The organism is Salinivibrio sp. ML323 (assembly GCF_001995745.1).
GTDB classification, from domain to species: domain Bacteria; phylum Pseudomonadota; class Gammaproteobacteria; order Enterobacterales; family Vibrionaceae; genus Salinivibrio; species Salinivibrio kushneri.
In genome coordinates this window covers 178,641-193,077 of record NZ_MUES01000001.1, presented here as the reverse complement: position 1 = coordinate 193,077, position 14,437 = coordinate 178,641, and the positions used below count along the sequence as shown (strand labels likewise).

Annotated in this window: 14 protein-coding genes and 4 tRNA genes; 9 read left to right on the top strand and 9 right to left on the bottom strand. The window is 50.7% G+C overall.

Going from position 1 to position 14,437, the window contains the following annotated elements:
* Positions 1–36 precede the first annotated feature (36 nt).
* The gene (locus BZG13_RS00900; protein WP_077456562.1) at positions 37–1,359 is read left to right on the top strand and encodes a peptidoglycan DD-metalloendopeptidase family protein; all 1,323 of its coding nucleotides are present in this window, start codon (positions 37–39) and stop codon (positions 1,357–1,359) included.
* A gap of 74 nt (positions 1,360–1,433) precedes the next feature.
* Here BZG13_RS00900 and erpA read toward each other — a convergent pair whose 3' ends face one another.
* Positions 1,434–1,775 carry an iron-sulfur cluster insertion protein ErpA gene (gene erpA / locus BZG13_RS00895; RefSeq protein WP_021022145.1) on the bottom strand — a complete coding sequence of 114 codons (342 nt, stop codon included), beginning with the start codon at positions 1,773–1,775 and terminating at the stop codon, positions 1,434–1,436.
* A gap of 213 nt (positions 1,776–1,988) precedes the next feature.
* Between erpA and hemL the strand changes: the two genes are divergently transcribed.
* Entirely contained in the window at positions 1,989–3,281 is a 1,293-nt protein-coding gene (gene hemL, locus BZG13_RS00890; protein ID WP_077484333.1) for a glutamate-1-semialdehyde 2,1-aminomutase, read from the top strand.
* Between the two features lie 120 nt (positions 3,282–3,401).
* Here the strand turns inward: hemL and glsB are convergent, their stop codons facing one another.
* On the bottom strand, positions 3,402–4,322 hold the full coding sequence (gene glsB, locus BZG13_RS00885) for a glutaminase B (protein ID WP_077484331.1): 921 nt from the start codon (positions 4,320–4,322) through the stop codon (positions 3,402–3,404).
* A gap of 89 nt (positions 4,323–4,411) precedes the next feature.
* Positions 4,412–5,128, bottom strand: coding sequence for a tRNA (guanosine(46)-N7)-methyltransferase TrmB (gene trmB / locus BZG13_RS00880; RefSeq protein WP_077484329.1), 717 nt, complete (start codon positions 5,126–5,128; stop codon positions 4,412–4,414).
* Between the two features lie 201 nt (positions 5,129–5,329).
* On the opposite strand from trmB, the gene mutY reads away from it, so the two are divergent.
* The 7 genes from mutY (at position 5,330) to BZG13_RS00845 (ending at position 8,420) form a co-directional block, all read left to right on the top strand.
* Positions 5,330–6,418, top strand: coding sequence for an A/G-specific adenine glycosylase (gene mutY, locus BZG13_RS00875; RefSeq protein ID WP_077484327.1), 1,089 nt, complete (start codon positions 5,330–5,332; stop codon positions 6,416–6,418).
* A complete protein-coding gene (locus BZG13_RS00870) occupies positions 6,415–6,687 on the top strand; it encodes an oxidative damage protection protein (RefSeq protein WP_046074030.1) in 273 nt (90 codons plus the stop codon). Before mutY ends, BZG13_RS00870 begins: the two co-directional genes overlap by 4 nt.
* Positions 6,688–6,787: 100 nt before the next feature.
* Positions 6,788–7,930 carry a membrane-bound lytic murein transglycosylase MltC gene (gene mltC / locus BZG13_RS00865; RefSeq protein WP_077484325.1) on the top strand — a complete coding sequence of 381 codons (1,143 nt, stop codon included), beginning with the start codon at positions 6,788–6,790 and terminating at the stop codon, positions 7,928–7,930.
* A 135-nt stretch (positions 7,931–8,065) separates the two neighbouring features.
* Positions 8,066–8,141 (top strand) — tRNA-Phe (locus tag BZG13_RS00860).
* Between the two features lie 45 nt (positions 8,142–8,186).
* Positions 8,187–8,262: transfer RNA gene (locus BZG13_RS00855), tRNA-Thr, on the top strand.
* A 2-nt stretch (positions 8,263–8,264) separates the two neighbouring features.
* Positions 8,265–8,340, top strand: a tRNA-Phe gene (locus BZG13_RS00850).
* Positions 8,341–8,344: 4 nt separating this feature from the next.
* Positions 8,345–8,420: transfer RNA gene (locus BZG13_RS00845), tRNA-Asn, on the top strand.
* A gap of 96 nt (positions 8,421–8,516) precedes the next feature.
* Here BZG13_RS00845 and BZG13_RS00840 read toward each other — a convergent pair.
* From BZG13_RS00840 to BZG13_RS00815, 6 genes are read right to left on the bottom strand one after another with little or no spacing between them, the layout of a single operon-like run.
* Positions 8,517–9,569: a protein-glutamate methylesterase/protein-glutamine glutaminase gene (locus tag BZG13_RS00840; RefSeq protein WP_077484323.1), complete on the bottom strand. Its 1,053-nt coding sequence runs from the start codon at positions 9,567–9,569 to the stop codon at positions 8,517–8,519.
* Positions 9,569–10,216, bottom strand: a complete 648-nt coding sequence (locus BZG13_RS00835) for a chemotaxis protein CheD (RefSeq protein ID WP_077484321.1) — start codon at positions 10,214–10,216, stop codon at positions 9,569–9,571. Before BZG13_RS00835 ends, BZG13_RS00840 begins: the two co-directional genes overlap by 1 nt.
* Before the next feature lies 1 nt (position 10,217).
* Positions 10,218–11,060, bottom strand: a complete 843-nt coding sequence (locus BZG13_RS00830) for a CheR family methyltransferase (RefSeq protein WP_077484320.1) — start codon at positions 11,058–11,060, stop codon at positions 10,218–10,220.
* Positions 11,061–11,062: 2 nt separating this feature from the next.
* Positions 11,063–13,456 (bottom strand): methyl-accepting chemotaxis protein, encoded by a 2,394-nt coding sequence (locus BZG13_RS00825; protein WP_077484317.1) that lies wholly within the window; start codon positions 13,454–13,456, stop codon positions 11,063–11,065.
* 3 nt (positions 13,457–13,459) lie between these two features.
* Complete coding sequence (locus tag BZG13_RS00820) at positions 13,460–13,930, bottom strand: chemotaxis protein CheW (protein WP_077484315.1); 471 nt, start codon at positions 13,928–13,930, stop codon at positions 13,460–13,462.
* Positions 13,931–13,938: 8 nt separating this feature from the next.
* On the bottom strand, positions 13,939–14,436 hold the full coding sequence (locus BZG13_RS00815; protein ID WP_069363404.1) for a chemotaxis protein CheW: 498 nt from the start codon (positions 14,434–14,436) through the stop codon (positions 13,939–13,941).
* Position 14,437 lies beyond the last annotated feature (1 nt).

Below are 14,437 nucleotides of genomic sequence, written 5' to 3'. Positions count from 1 at the left end.
TCATAACTTTATTCGTAGTGATTCAACATAGTCTTCATGCCGTTAAATAAACTCGCAGCCTTACCCAAGTTACATAAACTCGTTATCGGTGCATTAAGCGCATTCATTGTCTTGTTAATGTTGGTACCAGACGGCGCCGATACGCCGCGCCCTAAACCTAATTTCGAACCGGGAAAGCATTACCCTTTACCGGTTGAGGCCGTCTCACTCCTGCCTCCCAAAGATGAGATGCCCGCGCAGTTTAAGCGCAATATCCACTGGCAAACCTATGAAGTACAGCCTGGCGAGAGCATGGCGCTATTGTTTAGCCGTGCGGGGTTAAGCCCCACCACTCTCTATCGTCTCGTCAATGCCGACGAAAGAACGCAAAGTCTCGCTTACTTAAATCCAGGCGATGAAGTACGTCTAGGGGTCGATGATGACGGCGAGCTGGTGCAGCTCATTCAACCACGAGGCAGTAACGAAACCCTGATCGTGAATAAAATTGATGAGAGCTATCAATCACGGCTGGAAACCAAGCACGTTGATACGCAGCTAAACTTTGCCCGTGCGACCATCAAGTCAAACTTTTGGCAAGCTGCTTCTGATGCTGGATTAAACCCAAATCAGATCATGCAACTCGCGGGGATTTTTGGCTGGGATGTGGATTTTGCCCTTGATATTCGCAATGGTGATAGCTTTTCAGTGCTGTACGAGGAAGAGTTTGTCGAAGGAGAGCATATAGGCAGTGGCAATATCCTCGCCGCCACCTTCACCAACCGAGGCGATACCTTCACGGCAGTACGCGCCAAAAATGGCAAGTACTACACACCGAGCGGCAAGGCGATGAAAAAGGCGTTTTTGCGCTCACCGGTTAACTTCCGCTATGTCAGCTCAAACTTCAACCCACGTCGTTTGCACCCGGTCACTGGCCGTGTAAAGCCGCACCGTGGCACCGATTATGTTGCGCCAGTGGGAACCCCAATCAAAGCCGCCGGGGACGGCGTGGTGATGAAAGCCTCATACAACCGCTTCAACGGCAACTATGTGTTTATCCGCCACAGCTCGACCTATATCACCAAGTATTTGCACCTGACCAAGCGTAAAGTGAAAACCGGTCAGCGCGTCAAACAAGGGGATATTATCGGTACGCTAGGCTCAACAGGGCGCGTGACGGGTGCACACTTGCACTATGAGTTTCTCGTTCACGGTGTCCATAAAAACCCGCGGACGGTAAAACTGCCTGAAGCCAAGTCTCTTCAAGGTGAACAAAAGAAGGCGTTTGTGCGTTTGGCTGAGTCACGCATGGCTCAGTTGAGTAAGTTTAACCAGCTGTTGGCCACAGTTGGCAGCCTTAACCACTATAACCGTGGCGGCTAATCAGCTCTGCGGATCAAAGACGGCGCCTGCAGGCGCCGTTTTTGATTGTCGTCAGCGGTATCGCCACAACACGATTAAACGCTAAATGACGCACCACAACCACAAGTCGTTGTGGCATTAGGGTTATCAATGAAAAAGCGCGATCCTTCAAGGCCCTCGGTGTAGTCGACCTTCCCGCCCATCAGATACTGTAAGCTCATAGGGTCAACCACCAGCATCACGCCGCTTTTCTCGATCTCCATATCTCCTTCGTTGACGTTTTCATCGAAGGTAAAACCATATTGGAAGCCGCTACAGCCACCACCGGTGATATAGACGCGCAACTTCAGGTTGGGGTTTTCTTCTTCCTGAATCAGCGTCTTTACCTTGGTTGCCGCGGCCTCAGAAAACTCTAACGGCAAAGGTGCTTCGCTCATTGTTACCTCACATGCTCTTTGTGCTAATTATTCGATTATCCAATACCTGAGTAAAGTGTTCAAGTATTGCGCGTTTGATCGCAACTGTGATCAGTACGTATTAATTGCCAATCTTGTCTTAACGAAATCATACTCTACCTCGCCAGTGTTCCGTATCTTTGGTTAAAATACGCCAACGCAATTTAGGCCAAGCCTTACCAAACAGGATATGTCATGACCAAATCAGCACAACTTTTTCAACAAGCTCGACGCACCATTCCCGGTGGCGTGAATTCTCCCGTGCGTGCTTTTGCCGGTGTCGGCGGCGACCCTGTCTTCATGGAGCGTGCTGACGGCGCGTACATTTTTGATGCCGACGGCAAAGCTTATATCGATTTTGTTGGCTCTTGGGGGCCGATGATCTTAGGCCATAATCACAGCGCAATCCGCGAAGCCGTGGTGGATGCTGCTCAGCGTGGCCTCAGCTTTGGTGCGCCAACTGAGAGTGAAACAACCTTATCGGAGCTGGTAGCAGAGTTAGTGCCTTCGATGGAAATGGTACGCATGGTGAACTCAGGCACTGAAGCGACCATGAGCGCCATTCGCCTTGCGCGCGGATTTACTAAACGCGATAAATTCATCAAATTTGAGGGCAACTATCACGGCCATGGCGATTGTTTGCTGGTCAAAGCGGGGTCTGGTGCCCTCACCCTCGGTGAACCCAACTCTCCAGGGGTGCCGGCCGACTTTGCCAAGCACACTCTGACCTGCACCTATAACGACCTAGACTCGGTGCGCCAAACGTTTGAGACCTATCCTGACGAGGTGGCGTGTATCATTGTTGAGCCGGTATCCGGCAACATGAACTGTGTGCCGCCGCAACCCGGCTTCTTACAAGGTCTGCGCGAACTGTGTGATGAGTTCGGTGCCTTACTGATTTTTGATGAGGTCATGACTGGCTTTCGCGTGGCATTAGGTGGCGCGCAAGCTTACTACGACGTCAAACCTGACTTAACCACATTAGGCAAAATTGTCGGTGGTGGTATGCCAGTGGGGGCATTCGGGGGACGTCGTGAGGTAATGGAATACTTGGCTCCGACAGGGCCAGTATACCAAGCGGGAACACTCGCCGGGAATCCCGTCGCCATGGCGGCCGGTCACGCCTGTTTGTCTGAGCTTCGCCAGCCAGGTAACCACGATTACTTGGCCCATGTGACCCATCAGCTCGCAGAAGGGTTCAAATCCTTAGCTGACAAACACGGTATTGCGCTGACCACGAACCAAGCAGGCGCGATGTTTGGCTTCTTCTTCACCGAGCAAGAAACCGTCACCTGCTTTACAGATGTGCAACAGTGTGACACCGAGCGCTTCAAGCGTTTCTTCCACTTGATGCTCGAGCAAGGCGTGTACTTGGCCCCTTCTGCGTTTGAGGCTTGCTTTACCTGCTTAGCACATGGGCAAAAAGAAATTGATGCCACGCTCGCGGCCGCTGACCATGCTTTCGCCACATTGGCCGCTGACGCCTAGCTCCTTGATGTTATCGCGGTATCGCCGTGATGCTAAAAAGCCCCACAGATGACTGCGGGGCTTTTTGTACTCAAAGGTATGCATATTGCCCTCATCGTGGGCGCAATATCGAGGTTGACACTAAAATATCGAGCGGCCAATTCGAGCCGATAATAGCTCCAACGCAGCCGTTCCCGCTAAGGAATTGCCCGAAGGGTCTAGCTCCGGCGACCAGACGGCAATCGACATCTCACCAGGCACAACGGCAATAATACCCCCGCCTACCCCGGATTTACCTGGCATGCCTACGCGATAAGCAAATTCACCCGCACCATCGTACAAGCCACAAGTCGCCAATAAGGCGTTCATCTGTTTGCTTTGTGTCGGGCTCAAGATAGCGGTGTCATCACTTAGCGGTGTCCCTTTATTGGCCAGGTAGAAAAACGCCTTTGCCAAGTCGACACAGCTCATCTCTAACGCACAATAATGAAAATAGTTGGTTAATACTGGCACCACATCATTATCAAAATTGCCAAACGCACGCATCAGATAGGCAATCGCTGCATTTCTGTCGCTGTGCAGCATTTCTGAATCCGCCACCGCCTTGTCGTAACACAAATGTGGATTACCCGCGAGGTGACGTACAAATTCAAGCATCCGTTGACGAGGCGCAGACTGGCGTGTGTGTAGCATGTCGCTGACGACCAATGCACCAGCGTTAATAAAGGGATTACGCGGGATCCCTTGCTCCATCTCAAGCTGGATTAACGAATTAAACGCTTGTCCAGAGGGCTCTTTGCCCACACGCGTCCAGATTTCCTCTGCTTGATAGTTTTGCATCGCCAGAGTCAGGCTCAACACCTTGGAGATCGATTGAATAGAGAATGCCTCATCAGCATCGCCAGCACGGATCACATCGCCATCTTTATAACATACTGCGATCCCGAGTTTGTGATTGGCCACATCGGCTAATGCGGGAATATAGTCAGCCACCTTGCCTTGTCCAATTAATGGCCGAACATCGTCAAGAATTTGCTCGAGTAATTGCGCACTGGGTTTCAAGGGCAGCTTCCTTCTACAACATAGGACAAAAAAGCCAACCTCAGGTTGGCTTTAAGTGCGTAACAGATGCTGAGTGATACACGCGTCTTTTAGGCGGTGCGCGTGTATTTGATATCCCAAACACCGTGGCCAAGGCGCTGTCCACGCTGCTCAAATTTAGTCAGAGGACGATCGTCAGGGCGTGGGACATAAAGCCCCTCTTGCGCCACGTTCTGATAGTGAGGCGCGGCCTCCATCACGTCAATCATATGTTCGGCATAGTTTTCCCAGTCCGTCGCCATGTGGAATACGCCACCCACTTTCAGCTTGTCACGTACCATTCCAGCAAACGGTAGTTGGACAATGCGCCGCTTATGGTGACGTTTTTTATGCCAAGGATCAGGGAAGAACAGTTGCACGGTGTCGAGGCTGTCTTTTGGCAGCATTTGCTCAAACACCTCAACCGCATCGTGACACATCACACGTAGGTTGGTGACACCGGCTTCGCGCGCGGCCATCAAACAAGCACCCACGCCTGGGGTGTGGACTTCAATACCCACAAAGTTTTTCTCGGGGGCATTTTTTGCCATTTCAACCAAAGAGGCGCCCATGCCAAAACCGATTTCCAGCACCACCGGATTGTCGTTGCCAAACACCTGCAGCCAGTCCAGTTCGCTCGCCTCGAAGTCAATGCCCATGGTCGGCCAAGATTCGTTGAGCGCTTGCTCTTGGCCTTTGGTTAAACGGCCTTCGCGACGCACAAAGCTGCGTACTTTACGAATAACTTTGCCATCCTCGGTCAGTTCGGTTTTAGTGACTTCAGTCATGATTGAGTGCCTGTGATGCAGTGTTAGTGATGGTGGTGAAAAAGACCATCGATTGTTGGAAATCTAAACGGACTGCGCATTATGCAAAGTTTTCGCCATTGCGCAAGTTGGCCGCACTGATCCTATTAGTGTGCCTGCTCGTTAGTGTACCCTGTGACCTGCCTTTGTGCACGTGTGAGCAAAACAATAAGAGAGAGCACAGTGAGTCAATCTTTTTCCGACGCCATTTTAAACTGGTACGAGCAATATGGCCGTAAAACCCTGCCTTGGCAACAAAACAAAACCCCGTATAAGGTCTGGCTCAGCGAGATCATGCTGCAGCAAACCCAAGTGAGTACGGTGATCCCATACTTTGAGCGCTTTATGACGCGCTTTCCAACAGTCACCGATCTCGCCAATGCCGAACAAGACGAAGTGTTGCACCTATGGACAGGACTTGGCTATTACGCCCGCGCCCGCAACCTACACAAAGCCGCACAAGTGATCGCCCGCGAGCACAACGGCGTGTTTCCTACCACACTCGAGCAAGTCATGGCGCTACCTGGTGTCGGGCGCTCAACTGCCGGCGCAGTGCTATCGCTATCGCTTAATCAGCCCCACCCTATTTTGGATGGCAACGTCAAACGCACCTTGGCACGCTGCTATGCCGTCGAGGGCTGGCCGGGAAAAAAGCCGGTAGAAAACAAGCTTTGGGAAATCGCTGAGGCACTCACGCCCGCCACGGATACCGATAAATACAACCAAGCGATGATGGATATGGGTGCCATGGTGTGTACTCGCAGCAAGCCTAAGTGCGAGCTTTGCCCGGTCGCAGACCGCTGTGAAGCGCGCGCGCAAGGCCGTCAGCTTGATTTTCCCGGTAAAAAGCCCAAAAAAACTCTGCCCGTAAAGCAAGTCAGCTTTTTACTCATTCAATATCAAGACGATATCTGGTTAGAACAGCGTCCGCCCAGTGGGCTATGGGGCGGGCTATGGTGCTTACCGGAAGCATCAGAGCAGACACTTGATGTCGATATTGCCGACAAATTACAAGGGGTCAAACCGACTCACACTGAGGTGCTCACCGCGTTTAGACACACATTTAGCCACTTCCACCTAGACATTGTCCCCGTCAAGGTGTGTGTGAATCAGCGACCGCAAATCATCATGGAAGCGAACCAAGGGCTTTGGTATAACTTGTCGCAACCAGCAAAAGTTGGGTTAGCCGCACCCGTGAAAAAGCTGTTAACCTTATTAGAACACGAGCGCCAACAACACCTCACAGGCGATGACAAGGAGCCTAGATTATGAGCCGTACCGTATTTTGCCAACGTCTACAAAAAGAAGCCGACGGGCTAGATTTCCAGCTTTATCCCGGCGAGCTGGGCAAACGCATTTATGACAACATTTCCAAAGAAGCCTGGGCTGAGTGGCAGAAAAAACAGACCATGCTCATCAACGAGAAGAAACTCAACATGATGGATCCTGAGCACCGCAAGGTGATCGAAGAAGAAATGGTCAAGTTTTTATTCGAAGGCCAAGATGTGCACATCGACGGCTATGTGCCACCCGAGGCCTAATTAACGCGGTCCCGCCCACACTCGGGCATCGTCAAGGCTACAAAACACCCGCATTGTGTTAGTCTCAGTGCGGGTGTTTTTTATACTAATGCAATAAACGATGACGCGAATACTTTGCTTGTTGGTGTGCTGCTTTAGCACCTTGCTGTCCGGTTGTAGCCGCGAAAGCGTAGAAAAATATGTGGGCGTGGATTATCAAACCACTAATCGATTTGCCAAAAATCTAGCGCCCATCCCCGGCCAGTTCGAAAAAGACATCGACGCCCTTAATCAACTGATTAGCCAATTTACCGGCAACATTGAGGTGCGCTGGGGCGAAAACCAAGTGTTCGTATCAGGCAAACGGGATTACGTCAAATACACAGACAATTACAAAAGCCGGGCGCGCATTGATTTTGAACGCGGCGTTATCCGCGTGGAAACCGTCGCCACCGATGCACCGAAGTCCCACCTCAAACAAGCCATTGTCACCACCTTGCTTACGCCAAGAGATCCGGCCTCCGTCGATCTCTATTCTGCGGCGAAAGTACCACTCAATGGGCGTCCGTTTCTCGAAGGCCAAGTGGTGGATCATGAAGGAAAAACCATTACTTGGGAGTGGCGCGCCAATCGCTTTGCGAATTACCTGATTGATAAGCGCTTAAAAAAGAAAAGAGTACGTTTTCAAAACATGTATTACGTCACCATTCCCATGGTCAAGGATCATGCCGCCAAGCGCAGCTATCAATATGCCGATATCGTCCGCCGTGCGTCCAAGCGTTATGGCATCTCGGAAAAGCTGATTTATGCGATCATCAAAACCGAAAGCAGTTTTAACCCTTATGCGGTGAGCTGGGCCAATGCCTATGGCCTAATGCAAGTGGTACCCAAGACGGCCGGACGTGATGTGTTCAAATTAGTCAAAAAACGCAGTGGCCAACCCACCCCCAAGTATCTTTTTGATCCAGAGAGGAATATAGATACAGGCACCGCCTATTTTTATATTCTCAAAAACCGCTACCTTAAAGCGGTGCGCGATCCACTGTCTCTGCACTACAGCATGATTTCAGCCTATAACGGCGGGACAGGCAATGTGCTGCGCACATTTGATACGAATAGACGTCGGGCCATGCAGGATTTAAACAAGCTGCGCCCGAACCAAGTCTATTGGGCACTGACCCATCGCCATCCTTCTTCGGAGTCACGGCGCTACTTACAAAAGGTCACCCGCTATCAAAAAGCGTTTTCTAAACTCCCCCAATAAAGGGTGGTCAGCGCCGATTTTTGCCTGTTTTTGTCGCACTTCGCTGGGTTTTTATTCAAACAATGCGATATCAGCACTTTTTTCAAAAAAACAGTTGACGGTGAGACGGAAAATCCGTTTAATAGCGCCCCGTTGGCCCGGATAGCTCAGTCGGTAGAGCAGGGGATTGAAAATCCCCGTGTCGGTGGTTCGATTCCGCCTCCGGGCACCATATAATGAAATAATGGTGTGACACACAGTATTTCGCGATTTGTGTGCCGGCTTAGCTCAGTTGGTAGAGCAACTGACTTGTAATCAGTAGGTCGCCAGTTCGACTCCGGCAGCCGGCACCATTGCCTCGATAGCTCAGTTGGTAGAGCAGGGGATTGAAAATCCCCGTGTCGGTGGTTCGATTCCGCCTCGAGGCACCATTATTCCCCCATAGTTCAGTTGGTAGAACGCCGGACTGTTAATCCGTATGTCACTGGTTCGAGTCCAGTTGGGGGAGCCACTTTTAAAGAAACGCTAGCCGAAAGGTTAGCGTTTTTTTTGTTTGACTATCGCCATGCCGTATTACTCGCCCACACTCTAAGTCGCGATAACGCACTTAGTCCCCATAAATGGCCTCTACTAAAAAATTCGCGACTTCCGTTAAACACAGGGTCTTTGCCGCTCCCCCTCGTTCAATTGCCACGCGAGGCATTCCCCATATTACAGAGCTGGCTTGGTCTTGCGCGGCAGTCAGCGCCCCCGCTTGGCGCATTTTCAATAGCCCAGTGGCGCCATCTCTTCCCATTCCGGTCAATATCACGCCAATCGACTGTCTGCCGACAGAACCTGCGATGGATGAAAACATCACATCCACGGAAGGGCGATGGCGCTCAACGGGAGCACTATCGGAGAGCTGACAGTACAAATGTCCTTGCCGGTTGACCACGGTGAGGTGTCGATCGCCAGGCGCGACATACACGCGCCCTTGCGCCAACAGCACTGTGTCCGATGTGACGGCTTCAACTTGCAATCGACATACGCGGTCTAATCGCTCGGCAAAAGGGCCACAAAACGCTGCTTTGATATGCTGTGTGACCACAATAGGTGGCATGTGCTTGGGTAAGCGCTCGAGGATACCACGTAGTGCCTCTGTCCCGCCCGTCGATGCCCCTAGCCCAATCACTTGATAGCCACTACGGTTGAAATGCTGACGGTCGATGGTGACGTTCGGCGGTTTATTCCAAAGGTTTGTGTGGCCAACACTCGCCTGCGCCGCCATCTTCACTTTGCTGATCAGCTCCTCACGCTCACGGATCATGGCAGTGGCAAGATTCAATGATGGTTTTGGTACATAATCCACCGCCCCAACCTCCAGTGCTGTCAGGGTGACATCTGCGCCATGCTGGGTCAGGGTCGACACCATGATCACTGGCATCGGTCGTAAACGCATCAGGTTTTTAAGAAACTGGATGCCATCCATTTTGGGCATTTCAACATCGAGCGTGATCACATCCGGGTTAAACTTTTTTATTTTTTCACGCGCCTCGTAAGGGTCGGCAGCCAAGCCAACGACCTCTAACTCGCTGTCACTGTCTAAGCATTCCCTGATTAGGGTGCGATAGAGCAAAGAATCATCAACCACCAATACTTTGTAACGATATGGGCTCATCAGAATAGCTCCACGTCTTGCTCATCGGTGCCATCCTTATAAGACTCTCGCAGCAAGCGCTGATTGTACTGGTTCTCTTCCGCCACCAATTGCTGACTCAGTGACTGGATTTTCTTCACCCAAGCCTTACCCGTGCGAGGATCGAAGAGCACTTGGCGCGGAAAGACCTGTCCAAGATCTTCCGACACCAAAAGAAGCTGCTCATTGGTGACATATTGACGAACAAAGTCGATATTTTTGCGGCCAATGGCAATATTTTGCCTCATAATGTTACCACCACCGAATAACTTCACTCTTAGCCGACTTTTTACCGCCCCTTGTTGAAGCAAAGAATTAATCAGTATTTCCATGGCGTAATTACCGTAACGGGCAGCATGAGACAAATACGGCTCCGCTGTCCAAGCACTCTCTGCCTCTTCGCACTTAAGAGGCAACATAAAATGGTTCATACCGCCCACTTGGGACTCGGGATCCCAAATACACGCAGCAATGCATGAGCCCAAGCCAGTGGCAATCAACTCATCATTAGCGCTGACATAAACATCGCCCGGTTGTAGCTTCACCATGTGCTTGTCGTGCTCAGGACTAAAAAAACGGGTGAGTGTTTTCTCTTGAGCATGCCGGTGTAATTCCAGGGCTTGGCGCATATCACTCCCGTTTACGGTATATGGTGTGACCTAAATTATCGAACTTCTCCGCCATCTTTCCGAGTCCTTCAGAATGGCCGATAAAAAGTACCCCCGCCGGTACTAACTGGTGCCAGAACCGCTCAAGCAGCCGTTGCTGTGTGGCGCGATCAAAATAAATCATCACGTTACGACAAAAAATCGCATCCATCGCTTGCTTATGAGGCCACTCTCCTTTCAGGTTAAGTGGCTCGAAACGGATCGCATCCCGAAGCTGGCGCTTGGCCTTGAATAGATCTTTCTTGACGCCTTTTCCTTTTAAGAACCCGTTTTGCAAATAAATTTCTGGAATCGAGTGGACAGCATCCAAACTGTAAAAGCCTTTGCGAGCCGTATTGAGTACATGGGTGTCTAAATCAGTGGCGAGGATTTGTACATCCCATTGCCTCTCTAACAACCCATGCCCTGCAAGTACAGCGGCAATGGTGTAAGGCTCTTCCCCCGTCGAGCAGCCCGCAGACCAAATCCGAATACGCTTTTGCTTAGCCGCTCGCCAATAGGGGATCAATTCGCGGGCTAAAAACTCGAAATGGTGGCGCTCACGAAAAAACTGGGTTTTATTGGTGGTCAGTGCATTAACAAACGCGACTCGCTCGTCTTTACTCTGCTCAACCAACGTGAAATAGTCATCAAATGTCGCCATGCCTGTTCTACGTAGGCAACGCACCAGACGGCCATACACCATATTTTTCTTTTTATCCGTAAGAAAAATTCCCGTCTCATTCGCCATAAACACTTGTACATATTTAAAATGACGCTGACTAAAATCGTAAGCACCAGATGACGCATTCACTGGCGCAGTCATGGTTAAAATTCCTCCCACTCATCGCTGACCTCATCACTCGAAGGCCTTTGATGACTGCTCACTTGGCGAGGCTCGTAGGCGGCTTCTCCATTGCGGTAATGTTTCCCTCTTGCCTTGGAAACGGCTTTATTGGCGTGCTTGGGCGCGCTTTTACGTTGAGTGTGAGGAGGGTGAAGATCCGCTAACTTTTCAGCATCGATGTCAACTTGAAAGAAACCAACCAGGTTGATTAACTCGGCACCTTCTTCCCGCATCGCCTGACTAGAAGCTGCAGCCTCTTCGACTAAGGCCGCGTTTTGTTGCGTCATTTGATCCATCCGAGCCACGGAACGGGTGATTTCATCAATACCTGTGGCTTGCTCTTGACTTGCCACATTGATCCTATCAATGAGCTGAGAGACCTCAGACACAGAGGCGACAATCTCTCCAAGCATCGCGCCTGAATCATCCACCAGCTTCGAGCCTTGCGCGACTTTTTCCACACTGTCCTTGATTAAGTCTTTGATCTCTTTCGCTGCGCCCGCACTGCGTTGTGCCAAGCTACGCACTTCACCCGCCACAACGGCAAAGCCACGTCCTTGCTCCCCCGCACGCGCCGCTTCCACCGCCGCATTCAAGGCAAGCAAATTGGTCTGGAAGGCGATTTCATCAATCACCCCAATAATATCGGCAATTTTCTTGCTGGCATCATTGATTTCCGCCATCGCTTCAATGGTTTCTTTGACTACATCACCGCCCTTGCTCGCTTTTTCACTGGCCTTACTCGACGCCAAATTCGCCGATGATGCGCTCTCGGCATTTTGCTTCACCGTCGCGGTCATTTGCTCCATGCTCGCCGCAGTTTCTTGTAAGTTAGCTGCCTGCTCTTCGGTGCGCTCACTGAGATCATTATTACCCTCAGCAATTTCGGCTGACGCTGACGCCACCCTTGCCGACGAGTGCGTGATCTTTTCAACCATATTACGAACATTGTTGATCGAGGTATTAATCGCTCGGCTGAGAACGTCAAAGTCGCCTTTGTAGTCTTCCGACATGGTCATTTTCAGGTCGCCTTTAGATACGCCCTGCATGACGCGAATAGACTCGTTCACCGGATCAATAAAGCTATCCAATAATTGATTGATACCGTTGCCGAGTTTCGCCATAGAGCCACGGTATTGACTAGTGTTCATTCTTGCAGTGAGGTTGCCTTCCGCAGCACTCGCAATCAGTCGCTCAACCTGGCGCTGACCATCCAGCTGCTCAGTAATATCTTCCCATTGCAACCCTGGCCCGATGTATTCGCCATCATCGTCATAAAGCGCAATACAACTCAGCGCAAATTCGAGTTTCCCCACCGTAATTTCCGCTCGGTAAGGCATACAGTCAGGGTTGGCAATCACAGACTGTTGGTGCGCAGGATTTTTATGGAATTGATCAATACTGGACCCCACCAGCTTATCCACTGAGAAGTTGGGGAAGATTTCACGCATTTCACTCTCACGACTTTTGAATAATTTGGTCACAGCCGGATTGAGGTAACGAATAATGCCGTCTTTATCGGCCAGCATGACATTGGTGGTCATTCCTTCCACAATGGCAGCAAGCAACGAGTGCTCTGACTCTTTTTTGCGCTTTATCGTGACATCACGCCACTCAATCGTCGTGCCGATATGCTTTCCATGACGGTCGTAGTTGGCGGTAGCATGAAACTCAAAACGCGCCTCTTTAAGGCGGATATCCCGGTTAATGGGCATTTTCTCAGGATTCAGAAAGGTTTCGCGCTGCAGTTGAGGGAATAAGTAGTCAATGTATTTGCCAAGAATGTCGTCACGGCTGGCGGCAAAGGCACTATTTTTCGCGCAGAAGGCTTTCTCATACTGTTTGCACAATGTCACTGCCTGCTCATTCACATGCGTGATCTCACCGTGTGCTCCGAGTAAGACAAAGGCACTGTGGGTATGGTCCAGCGCTGCTTTAAGGCGTTTATGTTCTTCGGTTTGGTGGGCACGTGCCGTCACATCACACAGCTCAACACTGTAGCCGTCTCCATCAGCGACTTTACTGGCAGACACCCGCAACTTACCCACGCCTAACTCGATGGTTTGGACTGATGGTTTGTCGTCGATAAGCGGCTGCCACTGTTGGTAGTCGACTAAGTCAGTCGCGAGTATGCGGCTCATGGGTTGACCAACGAGTACCTCACTTTTCGCGATAAAATCCTCGTTGCCACGTTCGCGAATCGCAGCCTGGTAACATTGCAACAGTTGCAGCGCACGTCGATTAATTAAGGTGACGTGCTGCTGACTATCAAGCATCACAAGTGCAGCAGGCGAGACATTCAGTGCCGCGAGAAGCTGCACATTCTGTTTGGTCTGTTGGTTGTCTTGCTTTGCTTCCCTTTTAAACCACGCCATATTCTAGTCCTCGTTTGCACTTTCTGGTTGTGCGCTTTGTTGTAACTGATCAAAGTCGAACAACTGCTCCAAATTAATTAATACCAGGTGTCTGTCATTCACCGCCGCAATGCCTTCCATATACCACTCATCCTGATGATGAAGCCCCGGAGGATCCTTAATTTGCTGCTCTTCCAAATTGTGTACTTCTGCTACCGCATCCACCACGATGCCAAGCGACACCCCTTGTTGGCTACGCACGATAATAATGACGCTCGTGGCGCTGATCGTTGCGGGGGGCATGTCAAAGCACTGACGAATATCCATAATCGGAATGTATTCTCCCCGTCGCTCCAGCACCCCTAACATATGCGGCAGGGTGTTAGGGATACGGCGAACGTCCGACCACCCTCTTACTTCTTTCACATCGAGTATATGGACGCCGTATTCTTCATCTTCGAGTAAGAAACTTAAGTATTCTCGCGATTGCGTCATGCTCTCTCCTATATCCATCGCTCGATACGCAACAGCTCATCAACATTCACCAATGACATCACCCGTTCGCCAACATTGAGTAAGCCGCTGACATAAGCAATCACTTGAGAATCACCGAGTGGAGGCATAATTTGTCCCTCCCCTTGGTCAACCACATCCGAGACGGCATCAACCACGACGCCCATAATTTTGCCATTGGCCATCTCGCTGGCTCGCAGAATCAGCACCACCGTCTCTCGATGATAGTCCACTTGAGAGGCTTGAAAGCGGATGCGTAGATCCATCACCGGCACGATCATCCCACGCAAGTTGATCACGCCAAGAATAAATGCCGGTGAGCGTGGGATAAGCGTGGGAGGCGACCAAACACGGATCTCTTCCACCATTTGAATGTCCACGCCATACAGCTCGCCATCGAGTTCGAAGCTTAGATAATCACTGCCTTGCAGTTGCTCAACACGGTCATCAATATCAAGCACAGTGTCTGATTCCACTCCCGTCTGCATA